This is a genomic window from Streptomyces sp. Ru73 (assembly GCF_002920575.1).
Classification (GTDB): domain Bacteria; phylum Actinomycetota; class Actinomycetes; order Streptomycetales; family Streptomycetaceae; genus Streptomyces.
Window position 1 is genome coordinate 1 of the sequence record NZ_PQSQ01000103.1, and the last position, 26,448, is coordinate 26,448.

Below are 26,448 nucleotides of genomic sequence, written 5' to 3' on the forward strand. Positions count from 1 at the left end.
GCCGGCGCGGGCGGCGGAGCGGCGGCGTCCGGCGGGACGTACGGCGGGCGGGGCACCCGTACGTACGAAGGCGGGGGGAACGCCGGCGGGGCGTAGGCGCGGACCGTGAAGGGGCGTGGCCCGCGGGGCGGGTCCGGCGGATCGTCCGGATCCGGCGCGTCCGGCAGCGTGACGTACGGCCGGATGTGCAGCGGGTCGAAATCCGGCGCTGCCGCCTGCTCGCACCGGCAGCCGGGCCGGCCGCCGGTCCGAGCGGGGGCTAAGCAGGTCGGGCAGTTCCTGGCCTCCACGTACGGTCCCCTCCCTCGTCGTCGGCTGCGATTATGCAGACCTCGTCGCCTCCTGCACAGGGCACCGGAACGTGAAGAAGTGGGGTACAACGCGTCGCCCGTCCGGGCATAGCGGGGCAAAATGATCGGAACGGGGAGTGCGGCTCCGCTCCCCGGCCGCGCTCCGGGTCCCCGACCCGTTCCCCGCCGCGGTTCCGACGTGAAGGAGACGTCCATGGCGCAGGACACCCGCGCTCCCGCCGTCCCCGCCGAGGCCCCGCCGCAGCGGACCGTACTGGTCGCGATCGGCGCGCTGCTGCTCGGCATGCTGATCGCGGCGCTCGACCAGACCATCGTCTCGACCGCGCTGCCCACGATCGTCAGCGAGCTGGGCGGCCTGGACCACCTCTCCTGGGTGGTCACCGCCTATCTGCTGGCGTCCACCGCGGCCACCCCGCTGTGGGGCAAGCTCGGCGACCAGTACGGCCGCAAGAAACTCTTCCAGGCCGCCATCGGCATCTTCCTCATCGGCTCCGTGCTCTGCGGCATCGCGCAGAACATGCCGGAGCTGATCGCCTTCCGCGCCGTGCAGGGCCTGGGCGGCGGCGGGCTGATGGTGCTGTCCATGGCGATCGTCGGCGACATCGTGCCGCCCCGCGACCGCGGCCGGTACCAGGGCCTCTTCGGCGCGGTCTTCGGCGCGACGAGCGTCCTCGGGCCGCTCCTCGGCGGGCTGTTCGTCGACCACCTCAGCTGGCGCTGGGTCTTCTACATCAACCTGCCCATCGGCGCGGTCGCCCTCATCGTCATCGCCGCCGTGCTGCACATCCCGTCGAGGCGCACCCCGCACCGCATCGACTACCCCGGCACCGCGCTGATCGCCGCGGTCGCCGCCTGCTTCGTGCTGATGACCTCGCTCGGCGGGGTCTCCTACCCCTGGGGCTCCTGGCAGATCATCGGCCTCGGCGTGCTGGGCGTCCTGCTGCTCGGCGCCTTCGTGCTGGCCGAGCGGCGGGCCGCCGAGCCCGTGCTGCCGCTGCGCCTCTTCCGGCTGCGGACCTTCGCGCTCACCTCGGCCATCGGCTTCGTCATCGGCTTCGCGATGTTCGGCGCGATGACGTACCTGCCGACGTTCCTGCAGGTCGTGCACCGGGTCTCGCCCACCATGTCCGGGGTGCACATGCTGCCGATGGTCATCGGCATGCTGCTCTCCTCCACGGTCTCCGGCCAGCTGGTCAGCCGCACCGGCCGGTACAAGATCTTCCCCATCGCCGGCACCGCGGTCACCGCCGTGGGCCTGCTCCTCCTGCACCAGCTCGACCGGTCCAGCAGCGTCGCCGAGATGAGCGGCTACTTCTTCGTCTTCGGCCTCGGCCTCGGCCTGGTCATGCAGGTACTGGTGCTCATCGTGCAGAACGCCGTGCCCTACGCCGACCTGGGCGTGGCCACCTCAGGGGCGACCTTCTTCCGCTCGATCGGCGCGTCCTTCGGCGTCTCGATCTTCGGCACGGTCTTCGCCAACATGCTGGGCCCCCGGATCGCCGACGCGCTCGCCGGCCGCCCGCTGCCGCCGGGCGTCGACCCCGGCAAGCTGGCCCAGGACCCGCGCGCCGTCTCCCAGCTGCCGCCCGGCCCGGCCTCCGGCGTGCTCGACGCGTACGCGACCTCGATCACCGACGTCTTCCTGTACGCGGTGCCCGTCGTCCTGCTCGCCTTCGCACTGGCCTGGCTGCTCAAGGAGGAGCCGCTGCGGGGCTCGGTCACCGCCCCGGACACCACGGAGGTGCTCTCCTCCAACCCGGTGGAGCGGTCCTCGTACGACGAGTGCGCCCGCGCGCTGTCCAAGCTGGGCTGCCTGGAGGGCCGCAAGCGGCTCTACGAGACGATCACCGCGCGGGCCGGGCTCGACCTGAAGCCGGCGGCGAGCTGGATGGTGCTGCGGATGCTCCGTTACGGCTCCGTGGAGCCCGCGCTGCTCGCCGAGCGCAGCGCCGTACCGCTCGGGGTGATCTCCGAGGCCACCCGGCAGCTGGAGGAGCGGGGGCTCGCCGAGCGGGAGGGCATGCCGATGGTGCTCACCGAGGCCGGGGAGCGGACGGCGCAGCGGCTCTCCGCGGCGCGCCAGGAGGCGCTGGCCGAGCTGCTCGGCGACTGGTGGACCAAGGACCGCCCCACCGACCTGACCGAGCTGGTGCGGCAGCTGACCGCCGAGATGGGCGGCTCGGACGCCGAACGGCCGCACAACGGCGACGCCCGGCCCGCCCCGCACCGCCCGGCGGGCCCCCGGCCGGTGTGAGGGCGCGGCCCGCGCCCTCAGGTCAGTCCAGCCGCTTCTCGAACCAGATCTGTGCGTACGGGCCCTCGTTGTACGCCGGTATCTCCACGAATCCCGACCGCCGGTAGAAGGCGACCGCCTCCACCAGGTCGAGCCGGGTGTCCAGCCGGATGCGCCGGGCACCCATGCCGCGCGCCGCGGCCTCGGCGGCGGCCAGCAGGCCCGCGCTGCCGCCACTGCCGCGCAGCCCGGGACGGACGTACATCCGCTTGAGCTCGGCGGTGTCGGCGGACAGCAGCCGTACGCCCGCGCAGCCACCGGGCTCGGCACCGTACCGGCCCAGCAGGAACACCCCGGCGGGCGGCGCCAGGCCGTCGACCGGGTCGTCGGCGACGGCCCGGTCGAGCTCCGCCTCGGTGGCCGGGCGGCCGTACCAGCGGGACGCCACCTCGTCGAGGTACGCCCGCAGGACGGCGGCGGCCTCCGGCGAGGTGACCGGTTCCGCGCGGACCGTCCAGGTCGGGCGGCCCGTCACGCATTCCCCCGTCATGCGGGTCAGCCCTGCTTCGGGGCGGCCTGCTGGACGACGTCGAAGGACCAGACGGTGGAGCCGGAGGCGGCCGGCTTCGGACGCTCGGCACCCTCGCCGCCCTGGTGGGCTGCCTTCATCGGGCCCTCCATCCACGCCTGGAAGGACTCCTCGTCGCGCCAGCGGGTGTAGACGAGGTACTGGTCGGTGCCCGCGACCGGGCGCAGCAGCTCGAACCACTCGAAGCCGTCGGAGGACTCCACGGCGCCGGCGCGCGAGGCGAAGCGCTTCTCCAGCACCTCCCGCTGCTCCTCGGGGACGGTCAGCACATTGATCTTCACGATGCTCATGCCGCCATCCTGCCGCATCGGGCGGAGCCGCCCCCGGGCACCCCGGACACGCGAGGAGGCCCCCTGCCGGCGGCAGGGGGCCTCCTCGTTCGGCCGGTACGGAGTGCGGCGGCGTCAGGCCGCCTTGCTCAGCTCGCGGGCCTCGGCCTCGCTGGCCACCGCGGGCCGGGAGCCCGGCAGCGGACGACCGGCGCTCTCGCTCATCTTCCACACCGCGATACCGCCGATGACGCCGGCGGCCATCATGTAGTAAGCGGGCATCATTTTGTCGCCGGTGGCGCCGATCAGGGCCGTCACGACCAGCGGGGTGGTACCGCCGAAGAGCGAGACGGAGACGTTGAAGCCGATGGACAGCGAGCCGTAGCGCACCTTCGTCGGGAACAGCGCGGGCAGCGTGGACGGCATCGTCGAGGTGAAGCAGACCAGCAGCAGGCCGAGCGCGGCCATGCCCAGGCCGATGGCGGCCAGCGAGCCCTGGCGGATCAGCAGCAGCGCCGGCACGGACAGCACCAGGAAGCCGGCGCAGCCCGCGGCGATGACCGGGCGGCGGCCGAAGCGGTCGGAGAGCCGGCCCGCGAACGGCTGGACGCACATCATCAGGGCCATCACGGCCAGCACGACCAGCAGACCGTGCGTCTCGTCGTACTTCAGCTCCGAGGTCAGGTAGCTCGGCATGTACGACAGCAGCATGTAGTCGGTGACGTTGAAGACCAGGACCAGGCCGACGCAGAGCAGCATCGCGCGCCACTGACCGAAGACCATCTCGCGGATGCCGGTCTTCTTCTCGGCGGCGCGGCGCTCCTTCTCCTGCTCCGCCGCCTCCTTCTCCATCGCGGCGAAGGCCGGGGTCTCCTCCAGCCGCATCCGCAGGTAGAGGCCGATGATGCCCATCGGGCCCGCGATCAGGAACGGGATGCGCCAGCCCCAGGAGAGCAGGTCGTCGTGGCTGAGCAGCGCGGTCATCAGGGTGACCAGGCCGGCACCGCCGATGTAACCGGCGAGCGTGCCGAACTCCAGCCAGCTGCCGAGGAAGCCGCGCTTCTTGTCGGGCGAGTACTCGGCGATGAAGGTCGAGGCGCCGCCGTACTCACCGCCGGTGGAGAAGCCCTGCACCAGGCGGGCGATCAGCAGCAGGACCGGGGCCCAGACGCCGATGGCCGCGTACGAGGGGATCAGGCCGATGGCGAAGGTGCCGATCGCCATCATGATCATGGTGATGGCGAGGACCTTCTGGCGTCCGATACGGTCACCCAGCGGACCGAAGACCATGCCGCCGATGGGGCGCACGAGGAACGCAGCGGCGAACGCGCCGAACGTCGACAGCAACTGCGCGGTCGGGTTGCCCGACGGGAAGAAGACCTGCCCCAGGGTGACCGCGATGTAGCTGTAGACGCCGAAGTCGAACCACTCCATCGCGTTGCCGAGAGCAGCAGCCGAGACCGCCCGCTTCGCCATGGCGGGGTCGACGACAGTGGCGCCGTGCCGCTGCTCGCCGGCCGGAGCCTTGGTTTTCGTACGGGCATGGGGACCGGGGGCGACGGGAGTGTGCGTCGGCACGTGTTCGCTCGCCTGCGCTTCCTGGGACGACTGCATGGCACAGCCCGCCGGGCCACCGACGGGCGAATGTCGACCTTAGGTGCAGAACGAAACGTCACGGAGAGTGGTCAGTCGCATCCGGGAATGGGGTGAAACCCGCTCGTTGCAGGGGCAACGCCGCGAGCAAAACGGACATCGGGAAAGTATTCCTGTGATCCTTATCGCTGCGATCACCTGCAACTGAGGCCCTGAATGTGACCTGCCCCACGTGATGGCGCGGCGTTTCGGGGAACGCCGCGCCATGGGATCGTCGCCCGTCCAGCATCCGTCCGGCGGCCGGACCGCGCCACTCGGACGGCCGCCGGTCACCACCGGTGACCGGCGGGTGGACGACTGCTCAGCCGGTGACGGTGATCTGCGACGCCGGGTCCGTCGTGTCCGACACCGCGTACGTGGCGCCGAACGTCGAGGTCGTCGCGCTCGTCGGGCAGCCGAAGCCGCCGGTGACGGTCACCGGGACCGAGGCGCCCGAGAACGTCAGGGTGGAGGGCGCGCCGTTGGTCCAGCTGCCGTTCACGGTGGCCGGGCCGCCGGGTGCGGCCGTGACCGTGCAGGTGGCGAGGCCGCTGGTCTTCACGACGACACCGCCCTGCGGAATGCTCATCACGGCGGTGCTGGGCGAGCCGTTCTGCATGGCGACGCCCCACGAGCCACTGGTGGTGACGGTGGCGCTGACGCCCGCCATGCTCGTCGTGCAGGAGCTGTACGTCGGAGCGCTGATCGTGCTGGACACCGGGCCGGCGTCGTTGTGGTTGCCGGGCGCGGCCGGGACCTGGCCGGTGGAGTTGGACACCGTGCAGGTCACGGTCACCGAGCCGGCCTTGAAGGTGGCCTTGCCGGTGAGCTTCGCGGCGAAGGCGTGGCCGGCGGGGGTGACGGTGGTGGAGCCGGCGGCAGCGGGCGCCGCCGCGGTGGCGGAGCCGGTGACGGCCAGGCACAGCGCGCCCGTGGCCGCGAGGCCGGTGCCGGCGGCGAGCAGGGTGCGGGCGGTGGCGCGGCCGGGTCTGAGGTGGTCTCTCACGGGGGTCTCCTTCTTCGGTTGCCGTTGCGGGTGGTCGTGCGCACGTGCGGTACCGGTACGGAGTGCTGGTGGTGCGTCGGTGCTGGTGGTGCGGGCGTCCTCGGCCACGGCCGAGGCGGCCGAGGACGCCGTTCTTGGGGAGCGGCCGGGTGCGCGGCGGCTCCTGGGCGCGGCCGGGCACGCGGTGGGTGCTAGGCGGCCGGTTCCGGGGCCTCGCTGTCGGCCGCTTCCGGGGTCGGGACGGGGCGCCAGGCGAACATCGCCGCGCCGCCGAGGATGCCGAGCACGGTGCCGACGAGGAAGCCGCCGAGGTTGGACATGACCAGCGCGGCGGCCGCCAGCAGGACGGTGAGTACGCCCGCCAGCCCGCGGTAGTGCGGCGCACACCAGGCGGTCAGGCCCAGCACGATCATCACCAGGCCCAGCAGTACGGACGGGATGCCGGCGATGCCCTGCTGGAGCATGATCTTCAGCGGGGCCAGCGGGATCACGCAGATCTCCAGGCCGGCGAGGACCGTGGCCAGCCCGCCCCAGAAGGGACGTCCCCGGCGCCAGCGCCACCAGGCGGAGCGCGGCTTCCCGGTGGCGCCGGACCGCTCCGCCCGGCGGCCCGCCGTACGCCGGGTCAGAAGCATTCCTTCTTGCCCTTGCTGATCTTCATGCTCAGCCCGGAGAGCTTGAAGGTGCCGGCGTTGGTCGCCCAGGCGGTCTGCTTCAGGTCGGTGATGCTGACGTCGTCGGCCTGCTGCGCGAAGGCGTCCTGCATGCCCTGCGCCTCGGCCGGCCCCTTGTCCAGCGTGGAGGCGTCGCGGCCGATCTCGATGTTGTTGAAGGCCGCGTTGCCGGAGAGCTGGGTGGCGTCGACGTAGAGGTTGCTGGCCTCGACGGGCTTGCCGCCCTTGCCCGCCGTGAGATTGAGCGAGATGTTGCCCAGTACGGGCAGCTTGGTGACCACCGACTGGCAGAGGTCGTTCAGCTCCGCCTTCTTGATGGCGGTCACCGCGACCGGCAGCAGCTCGCCGCGTGCGTTGGCGTCCACCCCGCCGTACTGCGCGAAGCCGTCCCCCTTGAGGCTGCTCGCCGAGACCTTGAACTGCTGGCCCGAGACGGCGAACGAGGCCGCCAGCGCGCCGTTGGCGAGGGCGATGGCCAGGGCGGCCGTGCCCGCGAAGGCCGGGACGGCGAGCACGGCGAACTTCCGTGCGCTGACGCGTCCCGTGACCGGTCTGCCGTGTGCGTCTTTCATGGCTGCTGTCCCCTTCGATGCGTGGATCGAGACCTGAGTGACCGATACGGAGCCGCGCCGGCGCGGGAACGGCCGGCGCAGGGGTGATCGAGGCGTGGGGGGAGAACGAGGCGCGTGGGGGCGGACGCGGCGGGTCGGGCCGCGAGCCGGGTGTTACCGCCGGTGTTACCGGCGAGTTGAGTGAAATGTAAGCGCGCCAGTGGGCGTTGGCAAGGTTCCGTGCCGGGTGGTTTTCCGCCAAAGGGTTCCGCCAAAGGGAAGGGCGGTGGCCGCCGGGCACCGGCCGCCACCGCCCTTGCGCTGCAAGGGAGTTACCCGTAAGTGACGCGCAGCTCCTTCACGCCGTTGAGCCACGCCGAGCGCAGCCGCCGGGGCGTGCCGGCCAGCGCGATGTCCGGTACCGCGTCGGCGATGGCGTGGAAGATCAGGTCGATCTCCAGCACGGCCAGCGACTTGCCCAGGCAGAAGTGCGGCCCGCCGCCCCCGAAGCCCAGGTGCGGATTGGGGTCGCGGGTGATGTCGAACTCCTCGGGCCGCTCGAACACCTCGGGGTCGTTGTTGGCCGAGGCGTAGAAGATGCCGACCCGCTGCCCCTCCCTGATGTGCGCGCCGCCCAGCTCGGTGTCCTGCGTGGCGGTGCGCTGGAAGGAGACCACCGGGGTCGCCCAGCGCACGATCTCCTCGGCGGCGGTGGCCGGACGCTCCCTCTTGTACAGCTCCCACTGCTCGGGGTGGGTGAGGAAGGCGTGCATGCCGTGGGTGATGGCGTTGCGGGTGGTCTCGTTGCCGGCCACGGCCAGCAGCAGTACGAAGAAGCCGAACTCGTCGCTGCCGAGGTTGCCCTCGTCCTCCGCCGCCACCAGCCGGCTGACGATGTCCTGCGCGGGGCACTCCTTGCGCGCCGCCGCGAGGTTCATCGCGTACGAGATCAGCTCCATGGCGGCGTTGGTGCCGACCTCTTCGGTGATCGCCAGCTCGGGATCGTCGTACGCGATCATCTTGTTCGACCAGTCGAAGATGCGGGACCGGTCGTCCTGGGGGATGCCGATCAGCTCGGCGATGGCCTGGAGCGGCAGCTCGCAGGCGATGTCGGTGACGAAGTCGCCGCGGCCGTTCTTCTTCGCCTCGGCGACGATCCGGCCGGCGCGCTCGCGCAGCGCGTCCTCCAGTGCCCGGATGGAGCGGGGCGTGAAGCCGCGCTGGACGATCTGCCGGACCCGGGTGTGCTCGGGCGGGTCCATGTTCAGCATGATCAGCTTCTGGACGTCGATCTGGTCGCGGGTCATCGACTCGTTGAAGCGGATGATCGAGGTGTTGCGGTGCGCCGAGAAGACGTCGGGCCGGGTGGAGACCTCCTTGACGTCCGCGTGCCGGGTCACCACCCAGTAGCCGTCGTCCTCGAAGCCCGCGACGTTGTGCGGCTGGGCGTTCCACCACACGGGCGCGGTCTCCCGCAGCCGGGCGAATTCGGGCAGGGGCACACGGTCTTGGTAGACGTCGGGATCGGTGAAGTCGAACCCGTCGGGCAGCGCGGGACAAGGCATCGGCGTCTCCAGGTCCGGTTCTCCGGTTCTCCGGCCGGGGGTGCTCCGGCTCGCGCCTCCTGACGTGCCCGGCACGGGCCTGACGGGCCATCAGGAGGTGCCGCGAAGGTAGTAACGCGTTCTACAAGTGGCAAGCCTCACGCGGGAAATACTTGCGAATACGGCCGACGTCGCACTCTTGCGCGGGCGCGTGAGGCTCGTGAGACTGGGCGCCAGAACTAGAACGCGTACTAGTTCTGTCCGGGCGCCGGGCCGCCCGGACAGCCAGGAGAGGACGAGTCATGGCCGCTGAACCCGTCATCGTCGAAGCCGTCCGCACCCCCATCGGCAAGCGCGGGGGCGCGCTCGCCAACCTCCACCCCGCCTACCTGCTGGGCGAGACGTACCGCGAACTCCTGGAGAGAACCGGCATCCAGCCGGACTGCGTCGAGCAGATCGCCGGCGGCACGGTCACCCACGCCGGCGAGCAGTCCATGAACCCGGTGCGCAACGCCTGGCTCGCGGTCGGCCTCCCGTACGAGACCGCCGCCACCACCGTCGACTGCCAGTGCGGCTCCTCCCAGCAGGCCAACCACATGGTCGCCAACATGATCGCGGCCGGCGTCATCGACGTGGGCATCGGCTGCGGCGTCGAGGCGATGTCCCGCGTCCCCCTCGGCAGCGGCTCCAAGCACGGCCCCGGCAAGCCCTTCCCCGACGAGTGGAACGTCGACCTGCCCAACCAGTTCGAGGCGGCCGAACGCATCGCCCGCAGGCGCGGCCTCACCCGCGAGGACGTCGACGCGCTGGGCCTGCTCTCCCAGCAACGCGCGGCCCGCGCCTGGTCCGAGGAACGCTTCAAACGCGAGACCTACGCGGTCCAGGTGCCCACCACCGAGGAGGAACAGGCCGCGGGGCAGGGCATGTGGCGGCTGGTCGACCACGACGAGGGGCTGCGCGACACGAGCCCGGACGCGCTCGCCGGGCTCAAGCCGGTCATGCCCACGGCCGTCCACACCGCGGGCAACTCCTCGCAGATCTCCGACGGCGCCGCCGCGGTGATGTGGGCGTCCAAGCGGATGGCCCGCGCGCTCCGGCTCAAGCCCCGGGCCCGCATCGTCGCCCAGGCCCTGGTCGGCGCCGACCCGCACTTCCACCTGGACGGCCCGGTGGACGCCACCCGCGCGGTGCTGGGCAAGGCCGGCATGTCCCTCAAGGACATCGACCTCGTCGAGATCAACGAGGCGTTCGCGTCCGTCGTCCTCTCCTGGGCCCAGGTCTTCGAACAGGACCTGGACAAGGTCAACGTGAACGGCGGCGCCATCGCCCTCGGCCACCCGGTCGGCGCCACCGGGGCCCGCCTCATCACCACGGCACTGCACGAACTGGAACGCCAGGACAAGGAATTCGCCCTGATCACGATGTGCGCGGGCGGCGCGCTGGCGACGGGGACGATCATCCAGCGCCTGTGACGAACGGCCGGCGGCGGTGACGCCGGGCCGTCGCGTCCACTGCCGTGACCGTGCCGGTCCGGAGGTCCCGCGGAGGTCAGCGGCCGTTGTCAGTGGCCCATGTCACACTCCTGCCATGACGACAGAATCGACGGGACCCACCGAGCGGACGGGCACGGCGGCCTCAGCGGTACCGCCCGTCATCCCTCCGGAAAACCTGCCGCCGGTCTGGGCGGGGCCGGCCGAGCGCCCCGCCCCGCCGCTGGTCGGCGACGAGCGCGAGATCCTCACCTCGTTCCTCGACTGGCACCGCAGGACCTTCGAGCTCAAGTGCGCCGGAGTGGCGCCGGACCGCCTCTCCGAGAAGAGCGTCCCGCCCTCGGGACTCAGCCTGCACGGCCTGGTCCGCCACCTCGCAGGGGTCGAGCACTGGTGGTTCCGGGTGCAGTTCGCGGGCGAGCGGGACGACTTCCCGTACTACTCCGACGACCACCCCGACCAGGACTTCGAGATCCTCGACGGCGACGTGGAGGAGGAGCTGGCCTTCTGGCGGGCCGAGTGCGCGCACTCCCGCAAGCTCGTCGCCGCCGCGCCCACGCTGGACGCCACCGGCACGCACGCGGCGTCCGGGCAGCCGGTCGCCCTGCGCCGCATCCTGGTCCACGTCATAGCGGAGTACGCCCGGCACAACGGCCACGCCGACCTCCTCCGGGAACGCCTCGACGGCGCGACCGGGGTGTGAGCACCCGGCACGCGCCGTCGGAGGAGACAAGGGGGAGAGAAGGGGGAGAGGAGGCGGACCGGGGAGGGAACCGCCCGCTGCTCAGTACCAGTTGTGGGACTGCCAGAACGACCAGGCGCCGCAGGGGCTGCCGTAGCGCTCGTTCATGTAGTTCAGGCCCCACTTGACCTGGGTGGCCGGATTGGTCTTCCAGTCCGCGCCGGCCGAGGCCATCTTCGAGCCGGGCAGCGCCTGGACGAGACCGTAGGCGCCGGACGAGGCGTTGGTGGCCTGCGGGTTCCAGCCGCTCTCGCGCTCCACGATGTTGCTGAAGCACTGGTACTGGCGCTGGTCCGGGATCTGCTGGTGCGCCGCGGCCTGGGCTTCGGTCGCACCGGCCCGCTCGGCGGCGTGCGCGGGGGTGGCGGCGACGGCGGCGGTGGCGGCGCCGAACGCGACGGCACCGGCGGCGGCAACGCCCGCGGCACGCTGACGGGTGACGAGACGGGAGGCGGTACGGCCGGCGGCCGAGGACACGGTGGACAGCACGGAGGGGGGACCTTCCGACGGGGGTGGGACACGGTGTCGCCGGGCTGCGGTGAGGTTTTCCGGCCCGGCGACCACTTCACCGTGGGAGGCGGTTCGGGGTGCTCGCAAGCACCGCCGGTACGTAGCGGCTTCGTACCGGGCCGCGCGACGGGGCAGCGCGGCCGGGCCCGGCACGGCGGCCCCGCCCGGGCCCGGAACGGGCCGCGTACGGGGCGCAGGCCCGCGCCGGGGCCTGCTATCGGGCCTCGTATGTGACCAAGGTCCCTGTGCGGGGCTTCACAGAAAACGGCGGCGGAGGGGTGGGGTGGGGGAGGGGGGAGGGGCCCCCGGGGAGGAGGGAGCCCGGGGCAGAGCCGGTGCGGCCGGGCAGCCCCGGCCGCTAGCCGCCCTTCACCGCACCGTCGCGCGCCGCACCGTCGCGCGCTGCACCGTCGCGCGCCGCGCCGTCGTTCTCCGGGCCCTCGAAGGTGGCCGTTGCGTCGAAGGCCGCGCGGCGGGTGGCGCGGCGGAGGGCCTTCAGGACGGTGGGGCCGAGGGCGAGGGTGAGGACGATGGTGAGCAGGGCGCGGGGTACGTCCCAGCCGAGGGAGGTGGCCAGGCAGTACGCGACGAAGCGGGCGAGGTTCTCCGGGAGCGGATCGCCGGGGACGAAGGAGACGCCGGAGGCGAGGCCCGCGATGTACGGCCAGCCCTGGAGGTTCATGATCAGGCCGTAGAGCAGGGAGGCGACCGTGCCGTACGCGGCCAGCAGCAGCACCTCGCGCCGGCCCCGCAGCCCGTCGGGCCCCGGGAGCAGGCCCGCGCCCATCGACACCCAGCCCATCGACAGCATCTGGAACGGCATCCAGGGCCCGACCCCGCCGGTGAGCAGCGCGGAAGCGAACATCGACACCGCGCCGAGGACGAAGCCGAAGCCGGGCCCGAGCACCCGCCCGGACAGCACCATCAGGAAGAACATCGGCTCGATGCCGGCCGTGCCCGCGCCCAGCGGGCGCAGTGCCGCGCCCGCAGCGGCGAGCACGCCGAGCATGGCGATGGCCTTGGCGTCCAGGCCGACGTCCGCGATGGTCGCCACCACCACCGCGAGCAGCAGCGGCAGCAGCGCGGCGAACAGCCAGGGCGCGTCCTTGGAGTGCGCGAGGCCGGAAGCGGAGTCCGCCAGCAGCGGCCAGCCGAAGGCCATCACGCCGACGGCCGAGACCAGCACGAGGGCCGCCACCGACCGCGGCCCGAGCCGGACCGCCCGCACCTGCCGCTGCGCCGTACGGACCGCACCGGAAGCCCGCACCGTCGCCGTACGCCGTTCCGTGCCCGTGCGCCCTTCCGTGCCGGCACCCCGCTCCGTACCGGCACGCCCGCCCGTACTCCGGTCCGCGCTCATGCCGTGTGCTCCAGTTCGGCCAGGGCGTGGGTGACCTGCGGGACGGTGAGCCAGGGCAGTGGCGCGAGCACCTTGGAGACCTGCGGCGCGAAGGACGGGGAGGCGACCACGACCTCGGCGGTCGGGCCGTCCGCGACGACCTCGCCGTCGGCCAGGATGACGACGCGGTGGGCCAGCTCGGCGGCCAGTTCCACGTCGTGCGTGGCCAGGACGATGGCGTGGCCCTCGGCGGCGAGGTCGCGCAGCACGGTCACCAGCCGGGCCTTGGCCGCGTAGTCCAGGCCGCGGGTCGGCTCGTCCAGCAGGAGCAGCGGCGGCCGGGCCGTGAGGATCACCGCGAGGGCCAGGGCCAGCCGCTGCCCTTCGGAGAGGTCGCGCGGGTGGGTGGCGTCGGGCACGTCGGGAAGCAGCCGGGTGACCAGGTCGCGGCAGCTGCCGGGGGCCGCGCCCGCGTCGGCGTCCGCCGCAGCGCACTCGGCGGCGACGGTGTCCGCGTACAGCAGGTCGCGCGGCTCCTGCGGCACCAGGCCGACCCGGCGCAGCAGGTCGCGCGGGCCGGTGCGGTGCGGCACGGCGCCGCCCACCCGTACCGAGCCGGCGGCCGGCTCGTGCATGCCGACCAGCGTGTTCAGCAGCGTGGACTTGCCCGCGCCGTTGCGGCCCATCAGGGCGACGGTCTCGCCGGGGCGCACGGCCAGGTCGACGCGGTGCAGCGCGTCGATGCGGCCGCGGCGTACGGACAGCCCGGCGGCCTCGGCGACCGGTGAGGCCGCTGACGGCACGGGCGGTGCGCCGGCCGCGGCGCCCGGGGACGCCGGGGTGCGCCCGGCGAGCCGTTCGCGCAGCGCGCCGGCCTTGCGGCGGGCGTCGCGCACGGTCAGCGGCAGCGGCGACCAGCCGGCGGCCCGGCCGAGGGCGACGACCGGCGGGTGGACGGGGGAGACGGCCATGATCTCGGCGGGCTCGCCGACGACCGGCGCCGCGCCGGGCGCGGGCAGCAGGATGACCTGGTCGGCGTACTGGACGACGCGTTCCAGGCGGTGTTCGGCGAGCAGCACGGTCGTGCCGAGGTCGTGGACCAGCCGTTGGAGTACGGCCAGCACCTCTTCGGCGGCGGCCGGGTCCAGGGCCGAGGTCGGCTCGTCCAGCACCAGCACCTTGGGGTGGGTGGTGAGCACGGAGCCGATGGCGACGCGCTGCTGCTGGCCGCCGGAGAGGGTGGTGATCGCGCGGTCCCGGAGGCCGGCGAGGCCGAGCAGGTCGAGGGTCTCCTCGACGCGGCGGCGCATCACGTCGGGCGCGAGGCCGAGCGACTCCATGCCGTACGCCAGCTCGTCCTCGACGGTGTCGGTGACGAAGTGGGACAGCGGGTCCTGGCCCACCGTGCCGACCACGTCGGCCAGTTCGCGCGGCCGGTGGGTGCGGGTGTCGCGGCCGTCGACGGTGACCCGGCCGCGCAGGGTGCCGCCGGTGAAGTGCGGCACCAGACCGGAGACGGCGTTCAGCACGGTCGACTTGCCGACGCCGGACGGGCCGACCAGCAGGCAGAGTTCGCCCTCGGGGACGGTCAGGTCGATCCCCTGGACGGCGGGCGCGGCGGCGTCCCCGTAGGTGACCGACACCTGCTCGAACCGGATCACGTCGTGGTCTCCTTCGTGTGCTGCGCGTCCTTCGTGTGCGGCGCGTTCTCCCCGGCGTACCGCGTGCGCCGTTCCGGGCCCTCCGTACGCCGCCGGGCGGGCGGGGCGGGGGCGCTCGCCGGTACCGGTGCGACGACCGCGGGGACCAGCCCGAGCAGGACCGACAGGGCCGGCCAGAGCGGGAGGTCCGGCGCCGTCAGCGGCACGGCCGGCGGGTGCAGGGCGGCGGGTGCGTAGTCGCCCGCCCAGATCATCAGCGCGGCCACGGCGATGCCGGAGCCCGCGACGAGCCAGGCGCGCGGGCCCCAGCGGTCGGGCCGGTAGCGGCTGCGGACGGAGCGCCGGCCGCCGAGCCACAGCCCGGCGAGCGCAGCGGCGAGCCCGGCGGCCAGCACCGGCAGCCCGTACCCGGCGCCCTGGGCCGCGAGCAGCCCGTACGTGCCGGCGCAGACGCCGAGGAGGCCGCCGAGGGTGAGGACGGTGGTGGTGTGCCGGACGGCGCGCGGCACCTGCGCGGTACGGCCGTAGCCGCGGGCGTCCATCGCCGCGGCGAGCGCCACCGAACGCTCCAGTGCGCCTTCCAGTACCGGCAGCCCCACCTGGAGCAGTGCCTTGAGGCCGCGGTCGGGGCGGCCGCGGAGCCGGCGGGCGGCGCGGAGCCGCTGCACGTCGGCGACCAGGTTCGGGGCGAAGGTCATGGCCACGACGACGGCGACGCCCGCCTCGTAGAGCGCGCCGGGCAGCGACTTCAGGAGCCGGGCCGGGCTGGCGAGCGCGTTGGCGGCGCCCACGCAGATCAGCAGCGTGGCCAGCTTCAGCCCGTCGTACAGCGCGAAGACCATGCCCTCGGCGGTGACCCGGCCGCCGATGCGCACCCCGCGCGCCCAGTCGGGCAGCGGCACTTCGGGGAGCGTGACCAGGGTGTGCGTACCGGGCACGGGCGAGCCGAGCAGGAAGGCGAAGACCAGCCGGATGGCGAGCACCACCAGGCCGAGCTTGACGAAGGCGCCGTAGGAACGGGCCCAGGGCGCGTCGGTGCGGCGGGCCGCGACCACGTACCCGGCGACGCCGATGAGCAGCCCGAGGAGCAGCGGGTTGGTGGTGCGGGAGGCGGCCGTCGCCAGGCCCAGCGCCCACAGCCACCAGGCGCCGGCGTGCAGCGCGCGCCCCCGCGCGGCGAGCGGGGCACGCAGCCGGCCGGGCGCCCTCATCCGCGCCGGCGGCGGGCCTGCCATACCGCGGCGGCGCCGAGGACGGCGACCGCGGCGATGCCGCCGATCAGGCCGGCGGAGGGCCCGCCGGATCCGGTGTGCTGGTCGGACGCGCCGGAGTCGGAGGCGCCGCCGGGCGAGGCCGGGCCCGCGGTTTCCCGGTCCGCCCCGCCGGCCTGCTCGGCGCAGCCCTTCGCCGGGTAGCCGGAGATCGCGCACAGCAGTGCGCTGGAGTCGTACCGCAGCGGTGCGGCGACCGCGGCGAGGGCCTCGCCGGCGCTCGCGTCCTCCGGGACCCGCGCGCACTTCTCACGGGCGGCCGGCGGCGTCTCGCCCTCGGGGGCGTCCGCCGCGGTGCCGAAGTCGATGACCACGGCGACCCGCTTGCGGCCGTCGGCCGCCTTCGTGCCGCCGCAAACGGTGTCGAAGTCGGCGGCGGTGCGCGGCGACGCGGCGCGTGCGGAGTCGGCGCTGACCGCGAACCGGAAGCCGACCGTGCCGCCGTCCTCGGGGCGGGCGGTCGAGGGGCCCTCGGTGGCGTACGACCAGTCGCTCCGGGCGTGCGCGCCCGCTTCCGCGGTCCAGAAGGACCAGTAGCGGTACTCCTCGGCGTGCGCGGGCGCGGCGGCCAGGCCGGTGGCCGTGCCGGCCAGGACCAGCGCCGCGACGCCGCGCGCGCAGCGGACGGCGGCGTCGCTCACAGCCGGGTCCGCTTCTTCCGGCCGCTCAGCAGGAAGCCGACGCCCGCGCCCACGGCCAGGCCGATGAGCACGACCCACCACACGGAGACGCCGTCGTCGTCCTTCTTCTCGGCTGCCTGACCCTGCGTGTCCTGCTGGGAAGCGGGCTTCGGCCCGGTCGCGTTCAGCTCGGCCACGAGGTCCGTGCCGCCGAAGTCGCGCGGGTCGGCGCCGGTGGCGTGCGCGGCGAGGATGAGCTGCGCGTAGGCGGCCGGGCCGCTCTGCTTCGCCCAGGCGGCGGAGTGGCCGCGCAGCCACTTCAGCGGCTTCTCGGCGTCGTCGGGGCGGCCCGCGGCCGCGAGCGCGACCACGGCGTCGGCGGTGTTGCCGACGTCCGGCTGGTCCTCGGCGCCGGGCATGGCGGACATCAGGTGGTGGCCGTGTCCGGCCATGACGGCGGCCAGGTGGTCGGCGCCGCTGCGCGCGGCGGCCCGCGGGTCCCCGGCCGCTTCCTCGCAGCCGGCCTTCGCCGCGGCGCTGCCGCCCGGCGCGACGACGAAGCCCTTGCCCATGGCGCCCGTCACCGCGGCCGCCGTGGCGTCCTCGTTGGCCGTGAGCTTGCCGTCCTTGGCCTGGAAGGCGAACGCGCCGCGGTCGGCCTTCTTCACGTCGCAGCCGAGCCGGAGGCCGAGCAGCGCGTCGTACGGCGACTTGCCCTTCTTCTCGGGCAGCGCCGACGCCTTCGTGCCGGTGGCGGTCAGCGCGCCGATGACCACCGAGGTGGAGTTGGCGTCGCTCGGGGTGCCGGCCGCCGAGCCCCAGCCGCCGTCGTCGTTCTGCGCGGACTTCAGCCACGAGACGCCCTTGCGCACCGCGTCGGAGTGGCCGCCGACCGCGGCCAGCGCCTGTACGGCGGCGCCGGTCTGGTTGGTGTCCCGCAGGGTCTTGCCGTCGCACTCCTGCCGGGTGTCGGCGCGGTACGCGGTGAACGCGCCGTCGGCGCACTGCTGCCCCGCGAGCCAGTCCACCGCTTCGTCCGCCGGGCGCACGCCCGCGGTGTCCTGGGCCAGCAGCGCCAGCGACTGCCGCCAGACGCCGTCGTACTTGGGGTCCGTGCTCCCGTACAGGCCCTTCGGGAGCTTCGGGGAAGCGCCGGGCGAGGGGGCGTCGGCGAACGCGGCGGGGGCAGCGGCCGCGCACAGCACGACGGCGGCCAGGGCCGCGGCGCAGCGGCGCGCCGGGGTGGCGAGGGAGCGGGCCGTGATGGCCATGGGGTCGGTGCCTCTCGGTCGGTTCGCGGGGTGCGCGAGGTGGGGCTCACGCAGCCGTGGGGTCACGCAGCCGCACTCCGCCGCACCACGTCCGCGGGTCGCGGGGCGCGGTGGCACCGGGCTCAGCTCCGTATACCTCGACGGTGCCGCGTACCGGGCGGCCGGTCGGGGTGGCCGTACGGTACGCGGGAGCCTTGGGTGTGCCCCGCCGGGTGTTCCGGCTCACTCCGGCGCGCGGGTGCGCGCCAGGGCTCACGGCTGCGGGTCAGCGCCGGTTTTCCACCGGCTTCCCCCGGTCGGGCACGAATGAACTTGTCCGCAATACTTTAACCGGCCGGTAGCCGACGGCCCCCGGCGCGTACGGGATGCGTACGACGACCGGGACGCGTACGGCGGCCCGTACGCCACCGCGTCCGGCCGGCGCCGCGCACCGCCCGGCCGGCCGCCGTCCCCTCACACCGCCACGTACGCCACCGGGTCCGAGCCCGGCACCGGTTCGGCCAGCCCCCGCTTCACCAGCCGCCGCAGATGGGCCTCGGCCTCCGAGAGGGCGATGGTGCGCGAGCCGTACGGAATCCGCTCCCAGGGGCGGTTCCACTCCATGGCCTCGGCGAGCTGCCAGGGGGTGCGCGGCGTGCTGAGCAGCGCGCGCAGGCCGCCGAGCCGTTCCTCGTGGTGCGCGAGCAGTTCGGCGACCCGCTCGGCCGCGCCGGTGAAGGCGTGCTGGTGCGCGGGCAGCACCTCGGCGACGCCGAGCCGCCCGATCCGCTCCAGGGAGTCCAGGTAGTCGCCGAGGGGATCGGTGACGGTGGCGTCGTCGGGGTCCTCGTACAGGCCGACGTGCGGGCTGATGCCCGGCAGCAGGTGGTCGCCGGAGAAGAGGCGCCCGTTCCCCGGACGCGCCGCCGGATGCGCCTCCTCCAGGTGCAGGCAGACATGGCCCGGGGTGTGGCCCGGCGTCCAGACGGCCCGCAGCCGCCGCCCCGCCAGGTCCAGCAGTTCGCCGGGAACGATCTCGCGGTCCGGGAGCGCGGGGCGGTTCTCGGGAAGCTCCCGGGCGCGCCCCTCGGCGCGTGCTTGGCGGAGCGGCGCGAGGTGTTCCTCGGGCGCGCCCGCCGCGGTCAGCTTCCCGATGAGGTACGTCAGCCAGTGGCCCGGCTCGGCCTCGCGGGTCCGCCGGACGACCTCGGTGTCGGCGGCGTGCATCGCGATCCATGCGCCGGACTCCGCCCTGACGCGTGCGGAGAGCCCGTGGTGGTCGGGGTGGTGGTGGGTGACGAGGACGCCGTGCAGCTCGCCGACGGCGGTGCCGCAGGCGGCCAGCCCGGCGACGAGGGTGTCCCAGGACTCCGGGTCGTCCCAGCCGGTGTCGATGAGCACCGGGCCGCGGTCCGTCTCGAGGAGGTGGACGAGCGTGTGTCCGAGCGGGTTGTCCGGGATGGGGACGGCGATGCTCCAAACCCCGCCCCGGTGGTCGATCACCTCTGGCATGCCCGCCCCTCCCGTCCCGCACGGTGTCACGTGCATTGTCCAGCATAACTAGAACTGGTATCAGTTCTGATGCATCGTCAGTTAAGGCGCCGGGCAAGTACATCGGGTAACGCGACCGCAGGAGGCGGAGTCGATGGCCGATCTGATCGAGCACGGACAGCTCTACATAGGCGGTGAGCTGGTCGATCCGGCCGGCCGGGACACCATCGAGGTCGTCTCGCCGCACACCGAGCAGGTGATCGGGCGGGTGCCGCACGCCGCGCGGGAGGACGTGGACCGGGCCGTGACGGCGGCCCGCGCCTCCTTCGACTCGGGGGTCTGGGCCGGGGCGCCGCTCGACGAGCGGATCGCGGTCGTCACGCGGATCAAGGACGCGTTCGCCGCGCGCAGCGAGGAGTTCGCGCGGCTGATCAGCGCGCAGAACGGCACTCCGTACACCTCGAGCGTCATGGTGCAGTCGCTGGCCGCGATGATGGCCTGGGACGCGGCCATCACGGTCGCCCGCGACTTCCCCTACGAAGAGCGGCGGCAGGGCGTGCTCGGGCCGCTGCTGGTGCGCCGCGAGCCGGTCGGGGTGGTCGCGGCCGTGGTGCCGTGGAACGTCCCGCAGTTCACCGCCGCCGCCAAGCTCGCCCCCGCGCTGCTGGCCGGGTGCTCGGCGGTGCTGAAGGTGTCGCCCGAGACGCCGCTGGACGCGTACCTCCTGGCGGAGATCGCGAGCGAGGCCGGGCTGCCGGACGGGGTGCTGTCCATCCTCCCGGCCGACCGCGAGGTCAGTGAGTACCTGGTCGGGCACCCCGGCGTGGACAAGGTGTCCTTCACCGGGTCGGTCGCGGCCGGCAAGCGTGTGATGGAGGTGGCCGCGCGCAACCTGAGCCGCGTCACGCTGGAGCTGGGCGGCAAGTCGGCCGCGGTGATCCTGCCGGACGCCGACCTGGACGCGGCGGTCGCCGGGATCACCCCCTTCGCGTGGATGATCAACGGGCAGGCGTGCGTGGCGCAGACCCGCATCCTCGCGCCGCGCTCGCACTACGACGAGATCGCCGAGCGGTTCGCGGCCGCGGCGTCCGCGCTGACGGTCGGCGATCCGCTGGACGCGGCGACCGAGGTCGGGCCGCTGGTCGCCGAGCGGCAGCGGCGCCGCTCGCTGGAGTACATCGCGTCCGGGCAGCAGGAGGGCGCCAAGGTGCTGGCCGGCGGCGGCCGTCCGGCGGACCGGGACACCGGCTGGTACGTCGAGCCGACCCTCTTCGGCGACGTCACGCCCGGCATGCGCATCGCCCGCGAGGAGATCTTCGGCCCGGTGATCTGCCTGCTGCCGTACGAGGACGAGGCGGAGGCGGTCCGCATGGCGAACGACTCCGACTACGGGCTGTCGGGCTCGGTGTGGACGGCGGACGTCGAGCGCGGCATCGAGGTGGCGCGCCGCGTGCGCACCGGCACGTACTCCGTGAACACCTTCAGCCTGGACATGCTCGGGCCCTTCGGCGGCTACAAGAACAGCGGCATCGGGCGGGAGTTCGGGCCGGAGGGGTACGGCGAATACCTGGAGCACAAGATGGTCCACCTCCCGGCGGGGGCGTGAGCGCATGGGCGACCGCTGGCAGGTGGAGGTGGACCGCGGGGTCTGCATCGGCTCGGGGCTGTGCGCGGGCGCGGCGCCCGAGCGGTTCCGGCTGGACTCGGCGCGGCAGTCCCATCCGGTGACGGACCAGGTGGACGCGGGGGAGGCGGTGCTGGCGGCCGCCGAGAGCTGTCCGGTCGAGGCGATCCTGATTACGGAGGCCGACTCCGGGGAATCAGTCTTCCCGCCGGAGGAATGATGCCCGGCCGAACATCTGAGCGATAACCTGGTCCGTACTAAGAGTTACCTGTGCGTTCCTCACGGTGACCTCATGACGTCTGTGACTGTCCGCCCCGCCCGTCGCGTGGAAATCTCTTTCCCACGCCGCCGAGGGGGGAGACGATGGACAAGCGGTACGAGGTCTACTGCCTGGCAGACAGGCATTTCTATGAAACCCCGGACCGTTTGTCCGTCGGGGAAGGTGCCGCAGCTGACGACAGCGCGGTTTTCGAAGCGGCGCAGCGCGCGGTCCCCGAAGGGTGGCGCTGTTTCCTCTCCGGGGACTGGCTCCACGTGAATCCCGTGGACAGCGAGGGGAACCCGCGTCCGGGCAGGCCGGCCCAGGGGTGGAAGGTACATGTGTCGGCCTGCCCGGACAATGCGGAGAAGGTTGCCTCCAAGGTCTGGGACTACTGCGTCTCCCATTCCGTGCCGTTCAAATTCGTGCCGGGTCCGCGCCCGCTGCGGCTGCGGAATTCCAAATACGCGGACCGGGTGGCCGGCGGCAAATTCGCCACCCTCTACCCGCTGGACGAAGCGGAATGCCACCGCATTCTGGAGGAGCTGGGCTCACTGCTGGACGGCGAACCGGGCCCCCACCTCCTCGGCGACCTGCGGTGGCACGACGGCCCGCTGCACGTGCGGTACGGCGGGTTCGCCCGGCGCTACTGCGTCGACGGCGCCGGCGCCCTGGTGCCCGCCATCGAGAACGCCGAGGGCCGGCTGGTCCCGGACCGCCGCGAACCCGCCTTCCGGCCCCCGGAGTGGGTGACCCTCCCCGACTTCCTGGCCCCGCACATGAAGACACAGAACGCCGTGACCTTCGCCGACCTGCCGTACGCCGTGGAATCGGCGCTGCGCCTCTCCAACGGGGGCGGCGTCTACCTCGGCCGGGACCGCGGCACCGGGGAACGGGTCGTCCTGAAGGAGGCACGGCCGCACGCGGGGCTCGCGGCCGACGGGGCCGACGCGGTCACCCGGCTGGAGCGCGAACACACCGCGCTGCAGCGGCTGTCGGGGCTCGGCGTGGCCCCCGAGGCGCGCGGCTGGTTCACCGCCGGCGAGCACCGCTTCCTGGCCGTGGAGCACATACCGGGCAAGACGCTGGACGCCTGCGTCACCGAGCGCCACCCGCTGCTGACCGCCGACCCGGACCCGGAGGCGCTGACCTCCTACACCGAGTGGGCGGTGGGCATGCACGCCGCCGTCACGCTGGCGGTCAGCGCGGTGCACCGGCGCGGCCTGGTCCTCAACGACCTGCACATGGCCAACGTCATGGTCGCGCCCGACGAAATGGGCGTCACCCTGCTGGACTTCGAGTCGGCCACCGACACCGGCGACGAGGTCCGGCAGCCCCTCGCGCACCCCGCGTTCGCAGCCCCGCGCGACCGTACGGGGCAGGACGCCGACCGGTACGCGCTGGCCTGTCTGCGGCTCGCGCTCTTCCTGCCGATGACCGAACTGCTGGCGATCGAGCGCGACAAGGCGGCGGACCTGGCCGGGACGATCGCCCGCGAATTCCCCGGCGTGCCGCCCGGCTTCCTGGAGGAGGCCGTGCGCACGATCTGCGCGCCGCGGCCCGTCAGGACCCGCATCCGGCGCCCCGCGCAGGCCCGCCACCTCGTCGCGGTCGACACCCGCGAACCGTACGTCTGCGACCCGGCCGACTGGCCGCGCAGCCGCGAATCCATGGTCCGGGGCATCCTCGCCTCGGCCACTCCCGAGCGCACGGACCGCCTGTTCCCCGGCGACATCGCCCAGTTCGCCGACGGCGGCGGACTCGGCATCGCCCACGGGGCGGCCGGTGTCCTGTACGCGCTCTCCGAGACGGGTGCCGAGGGGTTCGAGGAGGGTGAGGAGTGGTTATTGCGGCAGACCGCTCCGCCTCCCCTCGGCACCCCCCTCGGGTGCTACGACGGACTCGCCGGTGTCGCCTACGTACTGGACCGGCTGGGCCACCACGAGCGGGCCGACGAGCTGATCGAGCGGGTGCTCGCCGAGAAGTGGTACCGGCTCGCGCCCGACCTGTACGGCGGGCTGGCCGGCATCGGCCTCACCCTGGACCACCTGGCGCGCGAACGCGGTGCACGCGAGCTGCGCGACCGGGCGCTGGAGGCGGCCGGGCACGCCGCCGACCGGCTGGAGGGCTGCGCGAACCGGGCCGGGCTGCTGCGCGGCGCGAGCGGCCCCGCACTGCTCTTCCTGCGGCTGTACGAAGGCACCGGCGACCCCGGGCTGCTCGACCTCGCGGCGCAGGCGCTGCGCAGCGACCTCGCCCGGTGCGTACGCAACGAACGCGGCACGCTGCTGGTCGACGAGGGCTGGCGCACCATGCCGTACCTCGGCGCCGGCTCGGTGGGCATCGGCATGGTCCTGGACGACTACCTCGCGCACCGCGCCGACGCGGAGTTCGAGGAGGCGCGGATGGCGATCCTGCCCGCGGCGCAGGCCCGCTTCTACGCGCAGCCGGGGCTCTTCCGGGGGCGCGCGGGCATGGTGCTGCACCTGGCCCGCACCACCACGCCCGACCCGGAGGTGGAGGCCGCGCTCGCCGCGCAGATCGCCGACCTGAGCTGGTACACCATGCCGTACCGCGGTGAACTGGCCTTCCCCGGCGACCAGTTGATGCGGCTGTCGATGGACCTGTCCACCGGCACGGCCGGCTGCCTGCTCGCCCTTGGCTCGGCGCTGCACGAGGCCCCCGTACAGCTGCCGTTCCTGCCGCCGCTGCCCGAACCGGACGCGCTGCGGCACCTGTGAACCACCCCCGCGGTGGGCCGCCCCGGCCCGCCGCCCCTGAACCGTCCGTTCCGGAACCTGTCGGCCGAGACCGTGAGGTGATGACAGGCCGGCGGCGGCACGGGAGGCGGCCGTTCCCGTACCGGACCGTGAGGTCCGGCCCGGTACGGCGCGGCACTCCGCCCGTGTCCGCCGGTCTGCTCCGGCGAGGCCCCTCCGGTACGGACCGGTGTGCGTGCGGTCCTCATGGGCCGCACGCACACCATTCCCCGCTCCCCCCGTCCGCATATCGCTCTGACAGGTACAGCTCATGCACGCCCCAGCCCGTCCGGGAGGAAGAACCGTGACCGCCAAACCCGCCGACCGGCTGCTGCTCGGCGCCCTGCGCCACAGCGCCCCCCGGGCCTCGGCAGTCCTGCTGCTCACCACCGGCGGCGCCGCGATCTCGCTCACCCTCCCGGCCGTCCTCGGCCACACCCTCGACCTGCTGCTCGACGGCCGCCCCGCGCAGCCCTGGCTGCTCGCCTGTGCCGGGCTCACCGTCCTGCTCGTCCTGCTCTCCGCGCTCGACGGGCTGCTCACCGGGACCACGGACGCGCGCGCCACCGCCTGGCTGCGGCGCCGGGCGCTGGGCGGCGTGCTGGCCGCCGGGCCCACGGCGACCGAACGCCACGACACCGGTGACCTGGTGTCGCGCATCGTGGGCAACGCCGCGACGGCCGGCACCGCGCCCACCGCGCTGGCCGCCACCGCCGCCACGGCGCTCACCCCGGTCGGCGCGCTGGTGGCGCTGGCCGTGCTCGACGTGTGGACGGCCGCCGCCTTCGTCGTCGGACTGCCGCTGCTGGCGTGGCTGATGCGCGCGTTCGTCCGCGACACGGGGGACTGCGTGGCCCAGTACCAGCGCATCCAGGGCGACATCGCGGGGCGGCTGCTGGAGGCGGTCGACGGCGCCCGCACCATCGCGGCCGCCGGCAGCCACGAGCGCGAGGCCGCCCGCGTCCTCACGCCGCTGCCCGCCCTCTCCCGCCAGGGCCACCGCATGTGGCGGGTGCAGGGCCGGTCCACCGCGCAGGCCGCCGCGCTCGTCCCGCTGCTGCAGATCGCCGTGCTCGCGGTCGCCGGGCTGCGGCTGCTGGACGGCGCCCTCACCCTCGGCGACCTGCTCGCCGCCTCCCGGTACGCGGTGCTCGCGGCCGGCGTCGGCATGCTCGTCGGCCACCTCAACGGCCTGGTGCACAGCCGCGCAGCGGCCCGCAGGCTCACCGAGCTCCAGGACCTCCCCGCCATCGAGTACGGCGACCGGGAGACGACGGGAACGGGTGAACCGGCGGGCGCGGGCGCGGCGTCGGGCGCGGGCACGTCGGCGAGCGCCGGTGCGTCAGCGGGCACGTCAGCGGGTACGGCAGCCGGCGCGGACGCGGGCGCCGGGCCGTGCACGGGGGCGCTCGAACTGCGCGGCATCACCGTACGAAAGGCCGGCCACACCGTCCTGGACGGCCTCGACCTGAGGGTGCCCGGCGGCTGCACGATGGCCGTCGTCGGCCGCTCCGGCACCGGCAAGTCCGTGCTCGCCGCCGTCGCCGGCCGGCTGATCGAACCGGACGCCGGCGAAGTCCTGCTGGACGGCGAGCCGTTGCGCCGCCTCAGCCACTACGCGCTGCGCCGCTCCATCGGCTACGCCTTCGAACGGCCCGCGCTGCTCGGCGAGACGGTCCACGACACGGTCGCGTACGGCGTGTACGAGCCGGGGCCCGGCGACGTGGAGGCGGCGGCGCACGCGGCGGGCGCCGCTTCCTTCATCCGGCGGCTGCCCGAGGGGTACGCCACGCCGTGCGCCGACGTGCCGCTCTCCGGCGGGGAGGCCCAGCGGCTCGGTCTGGCCCGCGCGTTCGCGCACGCCGAGCGGCTGCTGATCCTCGACGACGCGACGTCCAGCCTCGACACGGTCACCGAACTCCGGGTCGGCCGCGCGCTGCTGCGGGACGTGCGCGCCGGCACCCGCCTGATCATCGCGCACCGGGCCGCCACCGCAGCCCGCGCCGACCTCGTCGCCTGGCTCGACGCCGGCTTCATCCGGGCGCTGGCGCCGCACGCCACGCTGTGGGAGGACCCGCGCTACCGGGCGCTGTTCGGCGCCGAGGAGGCCGCACCGCCCGCGGAGGAGAGCGCGCTGCCCATGGGCGGGCCCGTGCCGCCCGCCGGGAAGCCCGTGCCGCCCACGGGGACGACCGTGCCGCCCGCGGGGAACGGCGGGTGGAAGGTCCCGGCCGCGGCGCCGGAGGAGGTGGACCGTACGACGGCCCGGCTGCCCGTACGGAAGCGCCAGCAGGGCGGAGCGGGGGCGGCCGGACCGGGGCCGGGGGCCCGCGGCGGGCGGTCGGCCACGGGGGGCTGGCCGGCGCCGAGCGGGAGCCGGCGGCCTGGTCGCGGGACGAGACCTTCCCGGGCCGCGGCGCCCGGCGCACGGGTGGGCCGGCCGGCGCGCGGCCGGCAGCGCCGGCCCGGCCGGAGGGGCTGACGCCGGTGGAGGCGCAGTGGCCGCCGCCGGCGCCCGCGGCGGCGAGCATCCCGAGCTGGGCGCACGGCCCCCGGCGCGGACCCGCCCGTACCCCGGCGCCGGAGCGCGCTCCGGCGCCGCAGGCCCGGCCGGTGCCGGGCG

At 74.1% G+C, this 26,448-nt stretch carries 21 protein-coding genes and 1 riboswitch; of the genes, 7 read left to right on the forward strand and 14 right to left on the reverse strand.

The features are described from left to right. The first annotated feature begins 504 nt into the window (after positions 1-504). Positions 505-2,565 (forward strand): MFS transporter, encoded by a 2,061-nt coding sequence (locus C3486_RS30695; protein ID WP_103836103.1) that lies wholly within the window; start codon positions 505-507, stop codon positions 2,563-2,565. A 22-nt stretch (positions 2,566-2,587) separates the two neighbouring features. On the opposite strand, the gene C3486_RS30700 is transcribed toward C3486_RS30695, so the two are convergent. The 7 genes from C3486_RS30700 to C3486_RS30730 form a co-directional block, all read right to left on the reverse strand. Beyond that, on the reverse strand, positions 2,588-3,094 hold the full coding sequence (locus C3486_RS30700) for a GNAT family N-acetyltransferase (RefSeq protein ID WP_103836104.1): 507 nt from the start codon (positions 3,092-3,094) through the stop codon (positions 2,588-2,590). A 5-nt stretch (positions 3,095-3,099) separates the two neighbouring features. Then, positions 3,100-3,423, reverse strand: coding sequence for an antibiotic biosynthesis monooxygenase (locus C3486_RS30705; protein WP_103836105.1), 324 nt, complete (start codon positions 3,421-3,423; stop codon positions 3,100-3,102). 114 nt (positions 3,424-3,537) lie between these two features. Further along, positions 3,538-5,016 (reverse strand): glycine betaine/L-proline transporter ProP, encoded by a 1,479-nt coding sequence (gene proP / locus C3486_RS30710; protein WP_374936941.1) that lies wholly within the window; start codon positions 5,014-5,016, stop codon positions 3,538-3,540. 340 nt (positions 5,017-5,356) lie between these two features. Next, positions 5,357-6,040, reverse strand: coding sequence for a hypothetical protein (locus C3486_RS30715; protein ID WP_258053089.1), 684 nt, complete (start codon positions 6,038-6,040; stop codon positions 5,357-5,359). Between the two features lie 191 nt (positions 6,041-6,231). Continuing rightward, positions 6,232-6,675, reverse strand: coding sequence for a DUF6114 domain-containing protein (locus C3486_RS37555; RefSeq protein WP_219822266.1), 444 nt, complete (start codon positions 6,673-6,675; stop codon positions 6,232-6,234). Beyond that, complete coding sequence (locus C3486_RS30725) at positions 6,666-7,286, reverse strand: DUF6230 family protein (protein ID WP_103836107.1); 621 nt, start codon at positions 7,284-7,286, stop codon at positions 6,666-6,668. The genes C3486_RS37555 and C3486_RS30725 overlap by 10 nt, the downstream gene beginning before the upstream one ends. A 311-nt stretch (positions 7,287-7,597) precedes the next feature. Continuing rightward, positions 7,598-8,830, reverse strand: a complete 1,233-nt coding sequence (locus tag C3486_RS30730; RefSeq protein WP_103836108.1) for a cytochrome P450 — start codon at positions 8,828-8,830, stop codon at positions 7,598-7,600. A 281-nt stretch (positions 8,831-9,111) separates the two neighbouring features. Here C3486_RS30730 and C3486_RS30735 point away from each other — a divergent pair, with 281 nt between their 5' ends. Beyond that, complete coding sequence (locus C3486_RS30735; RefSeq protein ID WP_103836110.1) at positions 9,112-10,281, forward strand: steroid 3-ketoacyl-CoA thiolase; 1,170 nt, start codon at positions 9,112-9,114, stop codon at positions 10,279-10,281. 115 nt (positions 10,282-10,396) lie between these two features. Further along, a complete protein-coding gene (locus C3486_RS30740) occupies positions 10,397-11,002 on the forward strand; it encodes a DinB family protein (protein WP_103836111.1) in 606 nt (201 codons plus the stop codon). A gap of 81 nt (positions 11,003-11,083) precedes the next feature. Here the strand turns inward: C3486_RS30740 and C3486_RS30745 are convergent, their stop codons facing one another. From C3486_RS30745 to C3486_RS30775, 7 genes are all read right to left on the reverse strand, one after another. Further along, positions 11,084-11,527 carry a transglycosylase SLT domain-containing protein gene (locus C3486_RS30745; RefSeq protein ID WP_374936944.1) on the reverse strand — a complete coding sequence of 148 codons (444 nt, stop codon included), beginning with the start codon at positions 11,525-11,527 and terminating at the stop codon, positions 11,084-11,086. A 382-nt stretch (positions 11,528-11,909) separates the two neighbouring features. Further along, on the reverse strand, positions 11,910-12,911 hold the full coding sequence (locus C3486_RS30750) for an ECF transporter S component (protein WP_103836113.1): 1,002 nt from the start codon (positions 12,909-12,911) through the stop codon (positions 11,910-11,912). Continuing rightward, complete coding sequence (locus C3486_RS30755) at positions 12,908-14,551, reverse strand: ABC transporter ATP-binding protein (protein ID WP_103836114.1); 1,644 nt, start codon at positions 14,549-14,551, stop codon at positions 12,908-12,910. The genes C3486_RS30750 and C3486_RS30755 overlap by 4 nt, the downstream gene beginning before the upstream one ends. Then, positions 14,548-15,786, reverse strand: coding sequence for an energy-coupling factor transporter transmembrane component T (locus C3486_RS30760; RefSeq protein WP_374936942.1), 1,239 nt, complete (start codon positions 15,784-15,786; stop codon positions 14,548-14,550). The genes C3486_RS30755 and C3486_RS30760 overlap by 4 nt, the downstream gene beginning before the upstream one ends. Further along, complete coding sequence (locus C3486_RS30765) at positions 15,759-16,463, reverse strand: SCO2322 family protein (protein ID WP_258053091.1); 705 nt, start codon at positions 16,461-16,463, stop codon at positions 15,759-15,761. Before C3486_RS30765 ends, C3486_RS30760 begins: the two co-directional genes overlap by 28 nt. Continuing rightward, positions 16,460-17,713, reverse strand: a complete 1,254-nt coding sequence (locus C3486_RS30770; protein ID WP_103836115.1) for a prenyltransferase/squalene oxidase repeat-containing protein — start codon at positions 17,711-17,713, stop codon at positions 16,460-16,462. Before C3486_RS30770 ends, C3486_RS30765 begins: the two co-directional genes overlap by 4 nt. 189 nt (positions 17,714-17,902) lie before the next feature. Beyond that, positions 17,903-18,043, reverse strand: a riboswitch (cobalamin riboswitch). Between the two features lie 123 nt (positions 18,044-18,166). Next, a complete protein-coding gene (locus C3486_RS30775; protein ID WP_103836116.1) occupies positions 18,167-19,204 on the reverse strand; it encodes an MBL fold metallo-hydrolase in 1,038 nt (345 codons plus the stop codon). A gap of 133 nt (positions 19,205-19,337) precedes the next feature. Between C3486_RS30775 and C3486_RS30780 the strand changes: the two genes are divergently transcribed. From C3486_RS30780 to C3486_RS30795, 4 genes are all read left to right on the forward strand, one after another. Continuing rightward, on the forward strand, positions 19,338-20,789 hold the full coding sequence (locus C3486_RS30780; RefSeq protein ID WP_103836117.1) for an aldehyde dehydrogenase: 1,452 nt from the start codon (positions 19,338-19,340) through the stop codon (positions 20,787-20,789). Positions 20,790-20,793: 4 nt separating this feature from the next. After that, positions 20,794-21,027: a ferredoxin gene (locus C3486_RS30785; RefSeq protein ID WP_103836118.1), complete on the forward strand. Its 234-nt coding sequence runs from the start codon at positions 20,794-20,796 to the stop codon at positions 21,025-21,027. Between the two features lie 143 nt (positions 21,028-21,170). Further along, positions 21,171-23,807 carry a class III lanthionine synthetase LanKC gene (gene lanKC / locus C3486_RS30790; RefSeq protein WP_103836119.1) on the forward strand — a complete coding sequence of 879 codons (2,637 nt, stop codon included), beginning with the start codon at positions 21,171-21,173 and terminating at the stop codon, positions 23,805-23,807. A gap of 322 nt (positions 23,808-24,129) precedes the next feature. Beyond that, on the forward strand, positions 24,130-26,307 hold the full coding sequence (locus C3486_RS30795) for an ATP-binding cassette domain-containing protein (protein ID WP_374936943.1): 2,178 nt from the start codon (positions 24,130-24,132) through the stop codon (positions 26,305-26,307). Positions 26,308-26,448 lie beyond the last annotated feature (141 nt).

Bases quoted from the DNA above. Each gene is read 5' to 3' on its own strand.
- C3486_RS30785 (WP_103836118.1), top strand. From the start codon at position 20,794: ATGGGCGACCGCTGGCAGGTGGAGGTGGACCGCGGGGTCTGCATCGGC.
- C3486_RS30770 (WP_103836115.1), bottom strand. From the start codon at position 17,713: ATGGCCATCACGGCCCGCTCCCTCGCCACCCCGGCGCGCCGCTGCGCC.
- C3486_RS30730 (WP_103836108.1), bottom strand. From the start codon at position 8,830: ATGCCTTGTCCCGCGCTGCCCGACGGGTTCGACTTCACCGATCCCGAC.
- C3486_RS37555 (WP_219822266.1), bottom strand. From the start codon at position 6,675: ATGCTTCTGACCCGGCGTACGGCGGGCCGCCGGGCGGAGCGGTCCGGC.
- C3486_RS30705 (WP_103836105.1), bottom strand. From the start codon at position 3,423: ATGAGCATCGTGAAGATCAATGTGCTGACCGTCCCCGAGGAGCAGCGG.
- proP (WP_374936941.1), bottom strand. From the start codon at position 5,016: ATGCAGTCGTCCCAGGAAGCGCAGGCGAGCGAACACGTGCCGACGCAC.
- lanKC (WP_103836119.1), top strand. From the start codon at position 21,171: ATGGACAAGCGGTACGAGGTCTACTGCCTGGCAGACAGGCATTTCTAT.
- C3486_RS30735 (WP_103836110.1), top strand. From the start codon at position 9,112: ATGGCCGCTGAACCCGTCATCGTCGAAGCCGTCCGCACCCCCATCGGC.
- C3486_RS30725 (WP_103836107.1), bottom strand. From the start codon at position 7,286: ATGAAAGACGCACACGGCAGACCGGTCACGGGACGCGTCAGCGCACGG.
- C3486_RS30695 (WP_103836103.1), top strand. From the start codon at position 505: ATGGCGCAGGACACCCGCGCTCCCGCCGTCCCCGCCGAGGCCCCGCCG.
- C3486_RS30700 (WP_103836104.1), bottom strand. From the start codon at position 3,094: ATGACGGGGGAATGCGTGACGGGCCGCCCGACCTGGACGGTCCGCGCG.
- C3486_RS30775 (WP_103836116.1), bottom strand. From the start codon at position 19,204: ATGCCAGAGGTGATCGACCACCGGGGCGGGGTTTGGAGCATCGCCGTC.
- C3486_RS30760 (WP_374936942.1), bottom strand. From the start codon at position 15,786: ATGGCAGGCCCGCCGCCGGCGCGGATGAGGGCGCCCGGCCGGCTGCGT.
- C3486_RS30780 (WP_103836117.1), top strand. From the start codon at position 19,338: ATGGCCGATCTGATCGAGCACGGACAGCTCTACATAGGCGGTGAGCTG.
- C3486_RS30740 (WP_103836111.1), top strand. From the start codon at position 10,397: ATGACGACAGAATCGACGGGACCCACCGAGCGGACGGGCACGGCGGCC.
- C3486_RS30750 (WP_103836113.1), bottom strand. From the start codon at position 12,911: ATGAGCGCGGACCGGAGTACGGGCGGGCGTGCCGGTACGGAGCGGGGT.